General features: G+C 71.7%; 14 protein-coding genes. 5 read left to right on the top strand and 9 right to left on the bottom strand.

What is annotated here, in order from left to right; all coding sequences use genetic code 11:
• Positions 1-63 precede the first annotated feature (63 nt).
• The 8 genes from QCZ28_RS21315 to QCZ28_RS21280 all read right to left on the bottom strand — a co-directional run bounded on the left by QCZ28_RS21315 (position 64) and on the right by QCZ28_RS21280 (position 9,854).
• On the bottom strand, positions 64-711 hold the full coding sequence (locus QCZ28_RS21315; protein ID WP_279518288.1) for a hypothetical protein: 648 nt from the start codon (positions 709-711) through the stop codon (positions 64-66).
• Positions 712-914: 203 nt separating this feature from the next.
• Complete coding sequence (locus QCZ28_RS21310) at positions 915-1,697, bottom strand: zf-HC2 domain-containing protein (RefSeq protein ID WP_279518287.1); 783 nt, start codon at positions 1,695-1,697, stop codon at positions 915-917.
• Positions 1,694-2,386: a sigma-70 family RNA polymerase sigma factor gene (locus QCZ28_RS21305; RefSeq protein WP_130399796.1), complete on the bottom strand. Its 693-nt coding sequence runs from the start codon at positions 2,384-2,386 to the stop codon at positions 1,694-1,696. Before QCZ28_RS21305 ends, QCZ28_RS21310 begins: the two co-directional genes overlap by 4 nt.
• A gap of 126 nt (positions 2,387-2,512) precedes the next feature.
• Positions 2,513-3,370 (bottom strand): fused MFS/spermidine synthase, encoded by an 858-nt coding sequence (locus QCZ28_RS21300; RefSeq protein WP_279518286.1) that lies wholly within the window; start codon positions 3,368-3,370, stop codon positions 2,513-2,515.
• 18 nt (positions 3,371-3,388) lie between these two features.
• Positions 3,389-4,348 (bottom strand): hypothetical protein, encoded by a 960-nt coding sequence (locus QCZ28_RS21295; RefSeq protein ID WP_279518285.1) that lies wholly within the window; start codon positions 4,346-4,348, stop codon positions 3,389-3,391.
• 114 nt (positions 4,349-4,462) lie between these two features.
• Positions 4,463-6,937 (bottom strand): SMC family ATPase, encoded by a 2,475-nt coding sequence (locus tag QCZ28_RS21290; RefSeq protein ID WP_279518284.1) that lies wholly within the window; start codon positions 6,935-6,937, stop codon positions 4,463-4,465.
• A complete protein-coding gene (locus tag QCZ28_RS21285) occupies positions 6,937-8,085 on the bottom strand; it encodes an exonuclease SbcCD subunit D (RefSeq protein WP_279518283.1) in 1,149 nt (382 codons plus the stop codon). Before QCZ28_RS21285 ends, QCZ28_RS21290 begins: the two co-directional genes overlap by 1 nt.
• 14 nt (positions 8,086-8,099) lie before the next feature.
• The gene (locus QCZ28_RS21280) at positions 8,100-9,854 is read right to left on the bottom strand and encodes an ATP-binding protein (RefSeq protein ID WP_279518282.1); all 1,755 of its coding nucleotides are present in this window, start codon (positions 9,852-9,854) and stop codon (positions 8,100-8,102) included.
• 231 nt (positions 9,855-10,085) lie between these two features.
• Here QCZ28_RS21280 and QCZ28_RS21275 point away from each other — a divergent pair, with 231 nt between their 5' ends.
• Both QCZ28_RS21275 and QCZ28_RS21270 read left to right on the top strand, forming a co-directional pair.
• On the top strand, positions 10,086-10,604 hold the full coding sequence (locus QCZ28_RS21275) for a SigE family RNA polymerase sigma factor (protein ID WP_279518281.1): 519 nt from the start codon (positions 10,086-10,088) through the stop codon (positions 10,602-10,604).
• The gene (locus tag QCZ28_RS21270) at positions 10,597-11,343 is read left to right on the top strand and encodes a hypothetical protein (RefSeq protein WP_279518280.1); all 747 of its coding nucleotides are present in this window, start codon (positions 10,597-10,599) and stop codon (positions 11,341-11,343) included. Before QCZ28_RS21275 ends, QCZ28_RS21270 begins: the two co-directional genes overlap by 8 nt.
• On the opposite strand, the gene QCZ28_RS21265 is transcribed toward QCZ28_RS21270, so the two are convergent.
• A complete protein-coding gene (locus QCZ28_RS21265) occupies positions 11,333-12,127 on the bottom strand; it encodes a pyrimidine reductase family protein (RefSeq protein WP_279518279.1) in 795 nt (264 codons plus the stop codon). The two genes, QCZ28_RS21270 and QCZ28_RS21265, sit on opposite strands and share 11 nt — an antisense overlap.
• Positions 12,128-12,277: 150 nt before the next feature.
• Between QCZ28_RS21265 and QCZ28_RS21260 the strand changes: the two genes are divergently transcribed.
• From QCZ28_RS21260 to QCZ28_RS21250, 3 genes are all read left to right on the top strand, one after another.
• On the top strand, positions 12,278-12,841 hold the full coding sequence (locus QCZ28_RS21260; protein WP_279518278.1) for a plasmid pRiA4b ORF-3 family protein: 564 nt from the start codon (positions 12,278-12,280) through the stop codon (positions 12,839-12,841).
• Between the two features lie 226 nt (positions 12,842-13,067).
• Positions 13,068-14,354, top strand: coding sequence for an extracellular solute-binding protein (locus tag QCZ28_RS21255; RefSeq protein ID WP_279518277.1), 1,287 nt, complete (start codon positions 13,068-13,070; stop codon positions 14,352-14,354).
• A 110-nt stretch (positions 14,355-14,464) separates the two neighbouring features.
• Complete coding sequence (locus tag QCZ28_RS21250) at positions 14,465-15,436, top strand: sugar ABC transporter permease (RefSeq protein WP_279518276.1); 972 nt, start codon at positions 14,465-14,467, stop codon at positions 15,434-15,436.
• Position 15,437: the final 1 nt, after the last annotated feature.

Raw genomic sequence — 15,437 nt, 5'->3', positions numbered from 1 at the left:
ACGGTGGCCGGTCGCGCCCTCCCCGGCGACGACCGACCACCGTGCCCTCGCGGGCGGTCAGGCTCAGTACGAGTAGCCCGAACCGCCGGCGTCGTTGGAGCCGCTGTCCGACGGCGGCGCGACCGCCTTCGGGGTGCCCTTGGGCAGGCAGCTCAGGTTCTTCTTGCCGTCCGGCTGGACCACGAACCAGGTGCCACCGACAGCCTGGCCCTTCCACTGGCCGGGCTTCTTGTCACCGATGTAGCGGTAGACCGGCCAGCCGCCGACGGTGAGCTGACGGGTGCCGTCCTGCCGGGTCACGCTGCTGACCTTGTCGTCGGAGACGCCGGTGAGCTCCGGGTTGCCGTCGGTCAGCGCCGGGGGCCAGACCTCGGCGCACTTGTCGACACAGTTCGACGACGGCGGGTCGGCGGTGTCCTTGTCGAAGCGGTACAGGATCCAGCCGTCCTGGTCGGTGACCACCTTGCCCATCCGGGCGACGCTCTTGCCGACCAACTTCTCGGTCAGGTCGACGTCCGCGGGCGGGGCGTCGGCGGCCGGCGCCTCCGCGGACGCCGAAACCTCAGGTTCAACCGTCGCGGTGGGCTCGGCCGCGGCGACGGCGACCGGCTCCGCCGCGCTCGAGTTCGCGGGGTCGTAACCCGCGGGAGCGCAGGCCGTTAGTGCGACCATCGCGCTCGCGACGATGACGGTCCGCTTCATCTGTGCCACGTGCCCTCCTCATTCTTGACAGTTCACCCATAGGTACGGGGAGCGGGCTGTCAAGGTTGAAGCAGTAACAGTGGTCAATTTCACGTAAACCGATTGAACCGTTTCCGGCTGCGCTGCGTACGCCCCCGCAGGGGATGCCTCCCGCAACGACAGATCGGCGCCGGCCATTGTGGAAATGACCGGCGCCGATGCGGTGGGCGCGCCTACAGAGGCACGGTGACCAGCGGACTCGCCACACCGTTGGCGTCCACCGACTGCACCTGCAACTGCTTGATGTCAACCGGCAGAGCCGACGTCGACGCACTCAGCTCAAGACCCTGCGGCCGGGTGTTGGTGCCGTAGCCACCGTCCGGCACCGACCAGGTCGAGATGACCTCCGTGCTGGCGTTCTTGCGCACCACCACCAGACGACAGACGCGCGGGCCGGGCAGCTTCCGCAAACTGAAATTGATCCGGGTGCCGTAATCCTTGGTCACCAGGAACATGGTGGTCTGCACACCGGTCGTCGGGTCGGTCGCCTCGACCTGGTCACCCTCCACCTCGGTGCCACCCACACCCGGGCCGCTCGGCGCGGCCGTCGGCGCGCTCGTCGGCGGATCGTTCGGCGCGCTCGGCGTCGACTCGGCGAGCACCCCCGGCGGCTGCTCGTTGCCCGTCACACTGACGAAGCCGTACCCGGTCAGACCGCCGAAGACCACCACCGCGGCGGCCGTCGCGAGCATCTGACGAAACCGGGTACGCCGCCGATCCGCCCGGACCGCGCCGAGCGTCCGGTCCAGCAGGGCCGGATCCGTCGCCGTCTGCTCCAGCGCCATCATCGTCTCGCCGTCGATGTCGGAGAGCAGCCCGACCACCGGCACCATCGTCTCCAACTCGGCCGCGCACGCCCAGCAGGTGGCGAGATGCTCCTCGAACCGCTCAGTGTCCTGCTCGTCGAGCACACCGAGCGCGTACGCCGCGACGTCCATGTGGTCCGGCCGGCTCATTCTGTCACCCCCCGCTCCTGCAGAGCCGTGCGCAGCGCGCGCAGCGCGTAGTAGACCCTCGACTTGGCGGTGCCCAGCGGCAGGCCCAACTCCTCGGCCGCCTCCGGCACCGTCCGCCCCCGGAAGTACGTCGAGATCAGAATTTCCCGGTGCGACTGACTGAGCGTACGCAGCGCGTCCGCCACCGTCATGGTGCGTAGCACCCGGTCCGTGCTGTCCGCCTCGGCGAACGCGGTGAGGTCCCGGTCGTACGTCTCCGGCGGCCGGGCCTCCTGGCTGCGGTGCTCGTCGATGGCGATGCGGCGGGCCACAGTGACCAACCACGGCCGCAACGAACCCTGCCCCTGGGCGCCCAGCCGGTGCGCGTTGCGCCAGGCCCGCAGCAGCGTCTCCTGGACGATGTCCTCCGCGCGCTGCCGGTCCCCCCCGGTGAGGCGCATGACGAACATCAGCAACGGGCCGGCGTGCTCGGCGTAGAGCTGACGGATCAACTGGTCGGAGTGGCTGGCCTCGGTTGACGTCGCCTGATGGCGCCCGGGCGCCGGTCGCGGCGTCACCGGACCATTCTGGCGAGACGTCGCTCTCGCGTCGACCCCCCGGGCAGACGAGGTCGACCGTGACGAGGGTCGCGCCGACAACCAGTCAGCGCGTACCGCGTCGCCATGCCAACCGGCCGCCACCGCGTGCATGCAGACCTCCGGGATCTCCGTGACCAACGCCGGCCCACGAGGCGGGCCGCCCGGTGGTACGCAGCACCGGTCCCAACGGATCAACAAACGGAGAAAAAACTTCCGCGCCCGCCGGTGAGGGGACGATCAGCGGCGCACCGAGAACAGCCCCGGCGGTGGCGGATCCGAACCCGTCGCGTCGGCGTCCCGCACGACCTGCGCGCCACCGGCGAAACGGTCCAGCTCGTCGCCGGACACCACCCGGCCCGGAAACCAGTCACCGGCGGCCCGTCTGGTCAACTCCGGCACCGGCGGCTGGGAGCGCCCGGCGACCAGCACCAGATTGCCGTACCGGCGCCCGCGCAGCACCGCCGCGTCGCCGACCAGACACGCCCGCGGCAGCACCGACCGGACCGTGGCGACCTGCCCCCGGGCGTGCCGCAACGGCGGGCCGTCGGCCAGGTTCGCCAGGTACCAACCGTCGGGGCGGAGCACCCGGGCCACCTCGGCCGCGTACTCCAGCGACGTCAGGTGAGCCGGGGTACGCGCACCGGCGAACACGTCGGCGACCACCACGTCGTAGCTGGCCTCCCGGGTCGACGCCAGCACCGCCCGGGCGTCCTGCACCCGAACCTTCAGCCGGGGGTCCGACGGCCACGGCAACGCCCGACGGACCAACTCCACCAGCGCGCCATCCACCTCGGACACCCGCTGGGTCGACCCCGCTCGGGTGGCGGAGACGTACCGGGGCAGGGTCAGGGCGCCGCCACCCAGATGCAGCACCCGCAGCGGCGCGCCGGCCGGCGCGATCAGATCCACGGCGGCAGCCAGCCGACGCACGTACTCGAACTCCAGGTGAGTGGGGTCGGCCAGGTCGACGTGCGACTGCGGCGCCCCATCCAGCAGCAACGTCCACGAGCCGGCCCGGTCCGGATCCGGCACCAGCTCCGCCAGCCCGGTGTCCACCTGCTCGACCACCCGCTCAGCCGCCCGTTTACGCCCCATCGGAACCAGTATCCGCGTTCAACGGGCGGCGCGGGCCGCTGCGGTCAACGCGCGGTGCAGCAGCCGGGAATCACCCAGCAGGGCCCGCAGTCGGCGCTCCAGACCGGCGATCGGGATCAGGTTCTGCGGGGCCCGCGGGTCCTTGTACGGGGTGGACGCGAAGCGCGGCAGGGTCACCAACGACAGATCAGCCAGCTCGATCGCCGCCTCGACCGGCAGGTCGGCGGAGCACTCCACCCGGACGATGCCCGCCCACGGCGCGCCGATCGCCACCGGCAGCCGCAGATACCACGACCAACCACCCCAGGCGGTGCCGAGCCGGAACACCGGGGACCGCTCACCCGACGCCATCCCGGTCACCACGGCGGTCAGCCGGGCATCCAGATACTGACTGTGCTGCGTCTTGATGTAGCCCAGAGTGCGCGGCAACTGCCGACGACTGCGCAACGGGCCGTCCACCACCAACAGGTCACCGTCGACCCGGGCCGCGTCCGACACCGCCACCTCCAACGCGGTCAGCGGACCCTGCACGGCGGCCGGAAGCTTCGCCAACTCACCGGTGCCACCCACCCGGTGCACCGGGTAACGGATCGCGCCCGCCACCACATCCTGCGCCGACGGGCTCGCGGTGAACAGCCCCCTGCCAACCTGGGTGCCCGCCAACTGCGCCGCACCCCGGCCCAGGTCACAGCGGACCACCCCGGCCGCGTACGAGGCGGCCAACCCGGGAAACGACCCGCCGTCGGTCTCGGCCGTCCAGATGCTCGCATCGATCCGACGCACCCCGTCGACCAGCAACACCACGTCGGGTGCGCGCACCCCCGGGCGTACCCCGATCGCCCGCCAGTCCACGGCGGGCAGCTCCACGTCCGCGTCGACCTGAGCGCTGCTCGGCGCGGCCGGCCCGGCCGCCGACGCCTCGAACGACGCCCCGTACGCCGGATCCCACGAGTCGACGAAGAACGCGGCGTCGCTCACCGGGCCAGCCTTTCGTTCGCGACTGCGGGGCTCCGCTGCGCTGCACTCCTCGCGCTCACCGGGCCAGCCTTTCGTTCGCGACTGCGGGGCTCCGCTGCGCTGCACTCCTCGCGCTCACCGGCCGGTCCGCTCTACGCGCGCGGACCGGGCGTCCTTGCGCACCTCGAAGCGGACCGGGATCCGCTCGGCCAACGCCGGCACGTGGGTGACCACGCCGACCATCCGATCGCCCCGGGCCGCCAGGTTCTCCAGGGTCGCCGCCACCGTGTCCAGCGTGGCGGCGTCGAGGGTGCCGAAACCCTCGTCCAGGACGATCGACTCCAGGCTCGCCGCCGTGGTGGACATGCCGGCCAACTGTTCGGAGAGCGCCAACGCCAGCGCCAGCGACGCCTGGAACGTCTCACCACCGGAGAGGGTGCGCACCCCCCGGCGCAGCCCGGCGTCGTGGTGGTCGACGACGACGAACTCGCCCTTGTCGTGCACCAGCTCGTACTGCCCGTTGGACAACTCCCGCAGAATCCCCGACGCACCGTCGACCAGCAGGTCCAACGCCTCGGCCAGCAACCACCGCTCGAAGTTGTTGGCCCGCAGGTGCCCGGCGAGCGCGCGCGCCACCTGCGCCTCCCGCTCGTGCCCCGCCCGCTGCTCGCGCAACGCGCCGGCCTGCTCGCGACGCTCGTGCAGCCGCCGCCGCTCGGCGTCGGCCCGCTCCACCGCCACCGTCGCCGCGTGCACCGGATCGTCCCCCACCGGCACGTCGGCGTCGGCGAAGATGGCCGCGATGGCCCGCTGCACCCCGTCGGCCACCGACTCGGCCGCCGCCACGGCAGCGGCCCGACCGTCCCGGTCGGCGCGGCGGCGGTCCGCCTCGCTGGTCGCCCAGCCGGTCAGCGTCGACCAGGCGGCGGCCACATCGTCCCGGTCGGTCGCCGGGGGACCGAACCGGGCCAACCCGTCCCGGGCGGTGTCGAAGGCCCGCCACGCCGCCCGCAGCCGCTCCTCGGCGGCATCAACAGCGGCCCGGGCCTGGCGAGCGGTCTCGCGACCGGCCCGGACCGCCGTCGCCGCCTCGTCCAGCGCGCGCCGCAACCGGGCGTGCTCGGCCAACTCCCGGTGCAGCACGGCCGGCTCGGCAGCCCCGGAAAGCTGCCCGTCCAGCTCGGCCAGCCGGGCCTCCAACTGCTCCTGCCGGGCCCGCGCCTGCACCAGCAGCCGCTCCAGCTCACGCGCCGCCGCGTCCCGCTGCCGCACCGTCTCCTGCGCGGCCTTGGTCGCGGCCCGCGCGGCCTTGCCGGCCGCCGTCGCGGCGGCCACCGCCGAATCGGCCGGCACCGCCGGCACCTCGGTCACCGGCTGCTCGCACACCGGGCACGCCACGCCCGCGTGCAGGTGCACCCGCAGGCTGACCGCCAGGTCGGTGGCCTTCGCCTCCTCGTGCGCCCGGAAGGCCGCCTCCAGGTCCGCGTCGGCCCGCTCGGCGACCGCGCGGGCGTCGGCCAGCGCCGCCACCGCCGTGGTGTGCTCGCCGTGCGCCGTGCGCACCGTCTCGCGGACCGTGTCGGCCTCGCCGGCCAGCCGGTCCCGATCGTCGTACGCCCGCAGCAGCAGTCGCAGCGCGCTCTCGTCACCGGCGGCGGCCAGCTCGCCGCGCAGCTTCTCCTCCCGCTCCTCGGCCAGCGACACCCCGGTCGCCGCCGTCTCCGCCTCGGCCCGCGCCGCGGTGACAGCGCGAGCGACAGCGCCCACCCCGGCCGGCGCCCGCACCCCCGTCAGCACGGTCAGCTCGTCGTCCAGGGCCGTCAGCGCCGCCGCGGCCTCCCGTGCGGTGACCCGCGCCGCCGCCAACTCCGGCACCGCCTCGGCCACCGCGGCCGCCAGCTCGGTCATCCGATCGACCCGGGCGTCGGCCTCGGCCAACGCCTCGTCGTCCACGCCGGTCAACCCGGCGAGCACCTGGTCGACCGCCTCCAACCGGGCCTCCGCCTGCGCGGCGCGCGCCGTCGCCTTCTTCTGCACGTCCTCGTAGACCCCGAGGCCCAACAGGTTGACCAGGATCTGCTGCCGCGTCGCCGGCTTGGCGTGCAGGAAATCGGCGAACTGCCCCTGTGGCAGCACCACACAGCTGGTGAACTGCTCGTACGGCAGCCCGACCGCCTCCAGCACCGCCTGCTCCATCTCGGCGGGGGTGCCGGCCACCACCTCGCCGAGGTCGTCCGGGCTCAGACCGGTGTCCAGTTTGGTCACGTCAAAGCCGGCCGGCATCAGCTGCAACCCGGCGTTCGCGGTCTTCACGTTGCCCCGGCCGTCCCGGCGGACCACCCGGGTCGCCACGTACCGGGCACCGCCGGACTCGAAGACCAACCGCACCCGCGCCTCGGTCGCCGACGGGGCGAGCGCGTTGGCCAACCCCCGGGCGCCGCCCCAGCGGGGCACCATGCCGTACAGGGCGAAGCAGATCGCATCCAACACAGTGGACTTACCGGAACCGGTCGGGCCGATCAGCGCGAAGAAGTCGGCGTCGGTGAAGTCGACTGTGGTCTCGTCCCGGAAGACCGTGAACCCGGCCATGTCCAAGCGCATCGGACGCATCAGTGCTCGACCTCCTCGAAAAGCTCGTCGAAGAGCTCCCGGACACCCTCGTCGGCGTGGCCCCGGCTGTCCAGGTAGTCGGCGAACAACTCCCGCGGCGAACGCCCCGAGCGCTGGGCGATGCGCGTGCCACTGCCCGGCGCGGCCACCAGCTCCGGGTCGATCCGGATCTCCAGGGCCCGGGGGAGCAGCTCCTGGACCTCCTCACGGAGGCCGGCACGCGGTTGCTCCCGCACGTACACCCGCAGCCACGCGTCCGGCGCCTCGATCTCGGCGAGCTGGGCCAGGGTGCCGCGCACCGTCCGCAGCGCGCTCGCCGCCGTCACCGGCACCTCCCGCACCCGGGCGGCGGTGCTGGCCGTCACCTCGACCATCGTCACCGAGGGGACGTTCTCCTGCTCCCCGAAGTCGACAGCGAGCGGGCTGCCGCTGTACCGCACCGGGCAGGGGCCGGCGACCCGCTGCGCCCGGTGCAGGTGACCCAGCGCCACGTAGTGCGCGGTGGCCGGGAAGACGGTGGCCGGCACCGCGTAACCCAACACCGTGTGCGCGTCGCGCTCGCCGCCACCGGTGGCCGCGCCGGTCACCGTCAGGTGCGCGGTGACCAGGTGCACCCGGTCCGGCTCGGTGAACCCCTCGGTCAGTCGCCCCAGCACCCGGCCCAGGTGGTCGGCGTACGTCTGGTTGGTCTCCGCGGCGGTCAGCTCGTACATCTCCAACGCGCGCACCGCGTACCGCTGGGACAGGAACGGCAACGCGGCCAGCCGCCACCGCTCGCCACCGGCGGTGGTGCCGTCGATGATGTGCTCGTCCGGATTTTCGCGTACCCCGCCGCGCAGGGTGATGCCGGCGGCGTCGGCCCACGGACGCAGCGCGTCCAGCGCGGGGCCGTTGTCGTGGTTACCGCCGATCGCCACCACGTCCGCGCCGGTCCGCCGCAGCGCCGTCAACGCCCGGGTGACCAGGCGGGTCGCCTCCGAACTGGGCGCGGCGGTGTCGTAGAGGTCACCGGCGACGATCACCAGATCCGGCCGCTCGGCATTGGCGATCTCGATCACCCCGGCCAGCACCGCCTTGTGCTCGTCGGCCCGGGACTGCCCCTTGAGCACCTTGCCCACATGCCAGTCGGAGGTGTGCAGGATCTTCATGGCTTGCCGGCCCCCTAGAACGGGATGTCGTCGTCGGTGGTGCCGCCGCCGGAGCCCACCACGGCGAACGGGTCGGCGGACTGGGTGATCGAGCGCAGCGTCTCCGATGGTGCCCGGCCCGCCTCGGAGACCCGGGTGGCCCAGGCCGGGAACGGAAACTCCAGGCAGAGCGGGACCGGAATGTCCGGCTGGTTGACGAACATGGTGCCCGGCTTGGCCAGCAACGCCCGCTGGCGCTGCGCGGGCGGCAGGAAGCCGTATTCGGGGCGGGACGCCTCGGCCGGGTCGAGCCGGCCGACCACCCGGATCGCCGAGTTGGTGACGATCCGCCGCTCCACCTCGCTCGCCGTCTGCTGCGCGCCGATCAGGATCACCCCGAGCGAGCGGCCCCGCTCGGCGATGTCGAGCAGCACCTCCTTGATGGGGGAGGAGCCCTCCCGGGGGGCGTACTTGTTCAGCTCGTCGAGGACCACGAACAGCAGCGGCTTGGCCGCGCCGGACTTCTCCTTGCGCTCGAACTCGCTCTTCAGCGTCACACCGACCACGAACCGCTGCGCCCGGTCCGGCAGGTTGTGCAGGTCGACCACGGTGACCTGCGCCGACTCGCTGGTGTTGATCGAGTGCGGGCGGCGGGCCGCGAGGTCACCACGGATCAGCCGGGCCAGGTCCTTCTTACTGCCGATCAACCGCCGGGCGAACGCGTTGACGGTGCCCAGCCCCACCGCGCTGCCCGCCCAGTCGGAGCGGGTCTCGTCGTCGTTGAGCTGGTCGACGATGTGGTCGACCAGGTCGCCGTACGAGCCGAGCCGAACCCCGTCGATGCTCACCCCGCCGTCGGCGGGCTGGGCGTAGCGGGCCAGGTGCGCGGCGACCGAGTGAACCACCATCGTGTACTGCTGGCGCTCGTCGTCGGCGTCGGCGAACACGTACGGCAGCAGGCGGTCGGTGCAGAACTCGCTCAGCGTCCAGTAGAAGCTGTCGACGCCGGTGAGCCGGCTGCTCACATCCGGCGTGCCGGCCGCGTCACCGACCCGTGGTGGGGCGTAGACCCGCACGTCGGGGAAGGCGCCCGCGCTCAACCCGAGCTTCGCGTACGCCGCGCGGGTGGGCTCGTCGAGGCGGGTGTTGGGGTGGTCGAGGAAGAGCAGATCCTCACCCTTGACGTTGAAGATCAGCGCCTTGGCGTTGACCGCGTCGCCGCCCAGCACCCCGGAGCGGAACACCGAGTAGAGCAGGAAGGTGGCGAAGCTGGTCTTGGTGGCCACGCCGGAGATGCCGGAGATGGAGACGTGCGCGCCCCGGCTGCCGTCGAGGAAGTCGGCGTTGAGGTAGACCGGGACGCCGTCGCGACCCATGCCCATCGGGATGCGCCGCTCCATCCGGTCGAAGTGCAGCGCGCGGGCCCGCGCGTCGCCCTCGGCCCGGTGCACCACGGCCCCCGGCGTGGGCGGCACGTACAACTCCGGGTCGACCCGGGTGGTGGTGACCTCGGCCGCCTCCTGCACCATCGCCGGCAGCGTGCCGTCGGCGATGGCGAACACGTCGGAGTCGAACTGGGCGCCCTCGTGCCGGGCGCGGACCTGGGTGACCACCCCGGCGATCGTCACCGGCTCGCGGTCGGGCAGGTCGCGTCGGGTGACCACCACGTCGTCGAGCTGCAGGTAGCTGCCGGGCGCCACGGCCGTCCAGAACTGCAACGGGGTGGCGTCGGCGGTGCCCAGCACCCGCCCGACCGCCTCGCCAGGGCTGTCGAGGTCGGCGTCGGTCATCGGGCGACCCCTGTCGCTCGGGCATCACGGTCGGCGCGCATGACGTGCATAGTGCCCGAGGAGTACGACAGGTCGCCACGCGACGCGGCGGACGACACCATGCCCCGTCACACTGATGACGCTGGGTGTTCGACCGGGCGCACCAGGTGTGCGCGAGCCGTGTCGGGCACCGCACGGGTCCGGGACTCAACCACCGAGGCGCTGGTCGCGTTACCTAGGCATGGAGCACGCATGAATGACGACTTCGGAGCCTTCGTCGCGACGAGCGGCCCGCGAATGCTCCGCTTCGCCGTTCTGATCACGGGGCAGCGGGCGGACGCCGAGGACCTGCTGCAGGAGGTGCTGGAGCAGGCGTACCCCCGCTGGCACGTGGTTCGGCAGCGGCAGCCGGAGGCCTACCTGCGTCGCGCGATGACCAACCGGCTGGTCAGCCGGTGGCGCTCACCATGGAACCGCCGTCGGGCCGCCGGCCTTCCGGACGGGACATCGCAGCAGGATGAGATGACCCGGATCGATGACCGGGAGTTGTTGCTGGCGGCGCTGCGGGAGCTTCCGCCGCGGATGCGGGCAACGGTGGTGCTCCGGTACTGGCTTGGCTTCTCCGAGGCGGAGACAGCCGCCGAACTGGACTGTTCCGTGGGCTCGGTGAAGAGCCAGGCCTCCCGTGGTCTGCACCGGCTGCGGGCCCGACTGGAATCTGCCGGTGTCACCCCACTCGACCTCGACCTCGCGGAGGAGAACCATGCGTGACCAGGAGGTGACCGGCCTGCTCGACCACGCTGTCGCAACAGTGGAGTTGCCGCCTGATTTCGCCCGCCGGGTCATCACGGGCAGCCGGGCCCGGCGTCGCCGGCGGCTGCTGCGGACGGGCGGCACGGCGGCGGTCGCGGTCGCCGTGGGGGCGCTGCTGTTCCCGCACCTGGGGCCGATCGGCCGTGGTGACGGCGATGCCGGCGACGTCGGGCCGGGCGCGGTTGTCGACGTCCCGGCCGGGATCGTCGGTTCTGACGGTCGACCTGTGACGCCGGCACAGGTGGTTGCCGTCGGCCGTACCGGAACGGAGACGCTCGTGCTGATCGGACGGGAGCCACGCGGCGAGGAGCGGGCCGCCGGGGGACGGGCGGCGGAGGTCTGGATCGCCCCGGACGGGGGAGATCCGCGCCGGCTGAGCGACTACCTCTCGTACGACCTGGCTTGTATTGACGGAGACGCGGCCTGTGTGGCAGTCCGCGCCACCGGCGGCGGGCTGGGTGTGGCCGTGGCCCGGCGCTCCGGCGGCCGGCTCTACGTCCTGGTTCAGGCGCCGCCGGGGCGTACCGTCGAGGTCGTCGCTGCCGGCCTGCCACACCGGCTCGGTCCGGCGCCGCGCGGCGCGGTGGCGGAGGTGGTCGCCGCCGACCCGTACGACGAGGTGCAGGTCTGGGCGAGCACCACGGACGGTCAGCGCTACCGGGTCCCGTGGGCTCCCGGGGCGGTGCTCACGGACTGAGCCGATCCGGGCCCCGTTGCGGCCCGGACCAACCGCCCTGTTGGCGGGCGTGGCGGAGCAGGAGGACGCCGTCCTCGGTGGCGAGCACGTGCCGCAGCGGCAGGTGCCGGGGCGCGGTGACGTCGCCGGCGGTGATCCGGCCGGGGCCGGGCCCGGCGAGCAGCGGCGAGACGGTGAGGCACAGTTCGTCCACCAGGTCGGCGGCGGTGAGCGCGCCGAGCAGGTGTGGGCCGCCCTCGCAGAGCAGTTGGGTGAGCCCGCGGCGGTGCAGCTCGGCGAGGCCGGCGGCCAGGTCGACCCGCCCGGTGCCGCAGCGCAGCACGTCGGCGACGTCGGTCAGCCCGGGCGGCGGGTCGGCGTCGGCGTGGGTGAGCACGATCGGGCGGGTCGGTGCGTCGGCGAACGCGGCCTGCGCCGGGTCCAGGTCCAGCGATCCGGAGACGACCACCAGCGTCGGGTACGCGGCCAGTCCGTTGGCCTGACGCCAGGCGCGGCGGCGCTCGTCGAGGCGGACCGCCCGGTACCCCTCGTGGCGCAGCGTGCCGGCGGCCACCACCAGGGCGTCGCAGGCCATCCGCAGCAGGCCGAACACCCGCTTGTCCGGCTCGCCGGAGAGCCCGGCGGAGTAGCCGTCCACGCTGACCGCGCCGTCCAGGCTGGTCACGAAGTTCACTCGCAGCCGGGGCTGGTCGGCGCGGCCGTAGAGGGCGGTCAGCCCGGCGTCGTCGAGTGGCTGCGTCGACGGCTCGGGCCAGAGCCGTCGGATCGGAATTCTGACGGTCATTCGCCGGCCGGACCGGTGACCGGAGGGGTCGGTTCGGCGGTACGGTGCTGGCAGTCGCACCAGTTCCGGCCCGGGCACTCGTCGTGTCGCCGGGCCCGGCACGCTCGGCAGATCATGCTCGCAGCCTAAGCCGCGGGAGGACAGGACAGCATGCCGCGTCAGATCTTCCAGCTGAAGATGTCCCTCGCCGGGACCCGGCCGCCGGTGTGGCGCCGGGTGCTCGTGCCGGCCGGTTACACGCTGGACCGGCTGCACCGGGTGGCACAGCACGCGATGGGTTGGCGGGACTGCCACCTGCACTCGTTCGAGATCGACGCGATGCAGTACGGCGAGCCCGACCCGGACGGTGAGTTGGCGCTGCGCGACGAGTTGGACGTGCGGCTCGACGCGGTGCTCGGCAAGGGCAGCCGGTTCTCCTACACGTACGACTTCGGCGACTGGTGGGAGCACGACCTGGTCGTGGAGGACGCGCTGACCGCCGACCCGGACGAGCGGTACCCGGTCTGCCTGGGCGGCGAGCGGGCCTGCCCGCCGGAGGGTATCGGCGGGCCGGTGGGCTATCAGGCGCTCCTGGAGGCGCTGGACGACCGGGCCGGCGCGGGTGACCTGGTCAGCTCCCGGCACGCGATGCTGCGCGACTGGGCGGGCGCCGCCTTCGACCCGTCGGGCTTCGACCCGGACCGGGCAACCACGCTGTTGCGCCGCTTCTGCTGAATCGCCCGGTTACGGGAGGTGTCGCTGGGGCGCCTGTTCCCGGAGTGATCAGCGGTAACGATCTGGGAACGCTCCCATCGCCCTATTGACACTCCCGTTACCCGCCGGCAATCTCATGGGAGCGCTCCCGGAGGTGGCGTGGCTCACTCACGAACTCCGGCCTGGCGCGACGGGCACCCCCCACCACACCCATCCAGCCTCACCACCCGGAAAGAGGGGTCAGCGCATGAGTGTCACCACGCGGCGTACCCGCCTGGCGGCCGCTGCCCTGGCCGCGATCACCGCAATCGGCGGTCTCGCGGCCTGCGGCAACGACGACGACAAGCCGGCGGCCGGCGAGAAGCCGACCAAGCTGGTCGTCGACACCTTCAGCGAGTTCGGCTACGACGAGCTCGTCAAGCAGTACGAGAAGGACACCGGCATCAAGGTCGAGCTGCGCAAGACCGCCCAGCTCAGCGAGTACCGGCCGAAGCTGGTCCGCTACCTGGCCACCGGCAAGGGCGCGGCGGACGTCACCGCTCTGGAAGAGGGCATCCTCAACGAGTTCAAGACCAACCCGCGTAACTGGGTTGACCTCAACCCGCTGATCGCCGACCACTCGAAGGAATACCTGCCCTGGAAGTGGGAGCTGGGCAAGTCGCAGGACGGCCGGCTGGTCGGCCTGCCGACCGACGTCGGCAGCCTCGCCGTCTGCTACCGCAAGGACCTGTTCCAGGCGGCCGGCCTGCCCACCGAGCGCGACCAGGTGTCGGCGCTCTGGTCGGACTGGAACGGCTTCCACGAGGCCGGTCGGAAGTACAAGCAGGCCACCGGCAAGGCGTTCGTCGACTCGATCACCGCCGTCTCCAACGGTGTCATGTTCCAGGGCAACGGTGATCTGTTCTACGACAAGGAGAACAACATCATCGCGGACACCAGCCCCGCGGTGAAGAACGCCTGGGACACCGCCACCTCGATGGCGGACATCTCGGCCAAGGCCCAGACCTGGTCGCCGGAGTGGTCGGGTGGCTTCAAGCAGGGCACCTTCGCGGTCACCTTCTGCCCGTCCTGGATGCTCGGCATCGTGTCGGACAACTCCGGTCCGGCCAACAAGGGCAAGTGGGACGTCGCGGCAGTGCCGGGTGGCGGCGGTAACTGGGGTGGCTCGTGGCTCGCGGTTCCGGAGCAGAGCAAGTACCCGAAGGAGGCGGCGAAGCTCGCCGAGTTCCTCACCAACGCCAAGAGCCAGGTGGAGGCCTTCAAGCTCAAGGGCCCGCTGCCCACCAACCTGGAGGCGCTGAAGGACCAGGCGTTCCTCGGTTACACCAATGAGTACTTCAGCAACGCGCCGACCGGCAAGATCTTCGGTGAGAGCGTCGCCAAGATCCAGCCGACCCACCTGGGTCCGAAGCACCAGGCGGTGAAGGAGAACGCGTTCGAGCCGGCACTGCGGGCGTTCGAGAACGGACAGGTCGACAAGGCGAAGGCCTGGGAACAGTTCACGAAGGACGCAAAGACTCAGGGTGCCTTCTGAGTGATTCCCTGCCGGTGGCGTTCGGGGGACTTCCCGGACGCCACCGGCCGGTCCCCTCCGCGTAGCGCCCTGCGCGAGGGCCCCCGGGCCTCGCCGGAAAAGGAATTCGCATGAGCCTGTCGGCCACGACGGCACCGCCGTCGCCAGCAGCACCGCCTTCTCCCGACGTCTCTTCCCGACGTAGCCGGGGAAGGTTATTCAACCGTCTCGACGTCAAGTACTCGCCGTACCTCTACATCGCCCCGTTCTTCCTGATCTTCGGCGTCTTCGGGCTGTACCCGATGGTGCGTACCGCCTGGATGTCGCTGCACGACTGGGACATGATCGGCGACCACTCGTTCATCGGCTTCGACAACTACAGCCGGTTGGTGTCCGACGAGTACTTCTGGAACGCGCTGGTCAACACGTTCGGCATCTTCGCCCTGTCGACCATCCCGCAGTTGTTGCTCGCGCTCTTCCTGGCGAACCTGCTCAACCGGACGTTCCTGCGTGCCAAGACCTTCTTCCGGATGGCCATCTTCGTGCCGAACGTGGTGTCGGTGGCGGCGGTCGCGATCGTCTTCGGGATGCTGTTCCAGCGGGAGTTCGGTCTGTTCAACTGGCTGCTCAGCCTCGTCGGTGTCGACGCTGTCGACTGGGACGGGCAGCGATGGAGTTCGTGGTTCGCCATCTCCTCGATGGTCAACTGGCGGTGGACCGGGTACAACACGCTGATCCTGCTCGCCGGCATGCAGGCGATCCCGAAGGACCTCTACGAGGCCGCGGAGATCGACGGCGCGAGCCCGTGGCGGCAGTTCTGGCAGATCACCCTGCCGATGCTCAAGCCCACCTTCATCTTCGTGGTCATCCTGTCCACGATCGGCGGCATGCAGCTCTTCACCGAGCCGCTGCTCTTCGCCAACGGCAACATCCTCGGCGGCAACCAGCGGGAGTTCCAGACGCTGGCCATGTACATGTACGAGATGGGCATCGAGAACCTGAACACCGCCGGCTACGGAGCCGCGGTGGCCTGGGCGATCTTCATGATCATCGTCGTGGTGTCGCTGTTCAACTTCCTACTCGTCCGCCGTTCGGCGAAGTGAG

Source organism: Micromonospora sp. DH14, from assembly GCF_029809455.1.
Taxonomy (GTDB): Bacteria; Actinomycetota; Actinomycetes; order Mycobacteriales; family Micromonosporaceae; genus Micromonospora; species Micromonospora parva.
The sequence above is the reverse complement of the archived record's forward strand: the minus strand, read 5'-3'. Positions and strand labels throughout refer to the sequence as shown.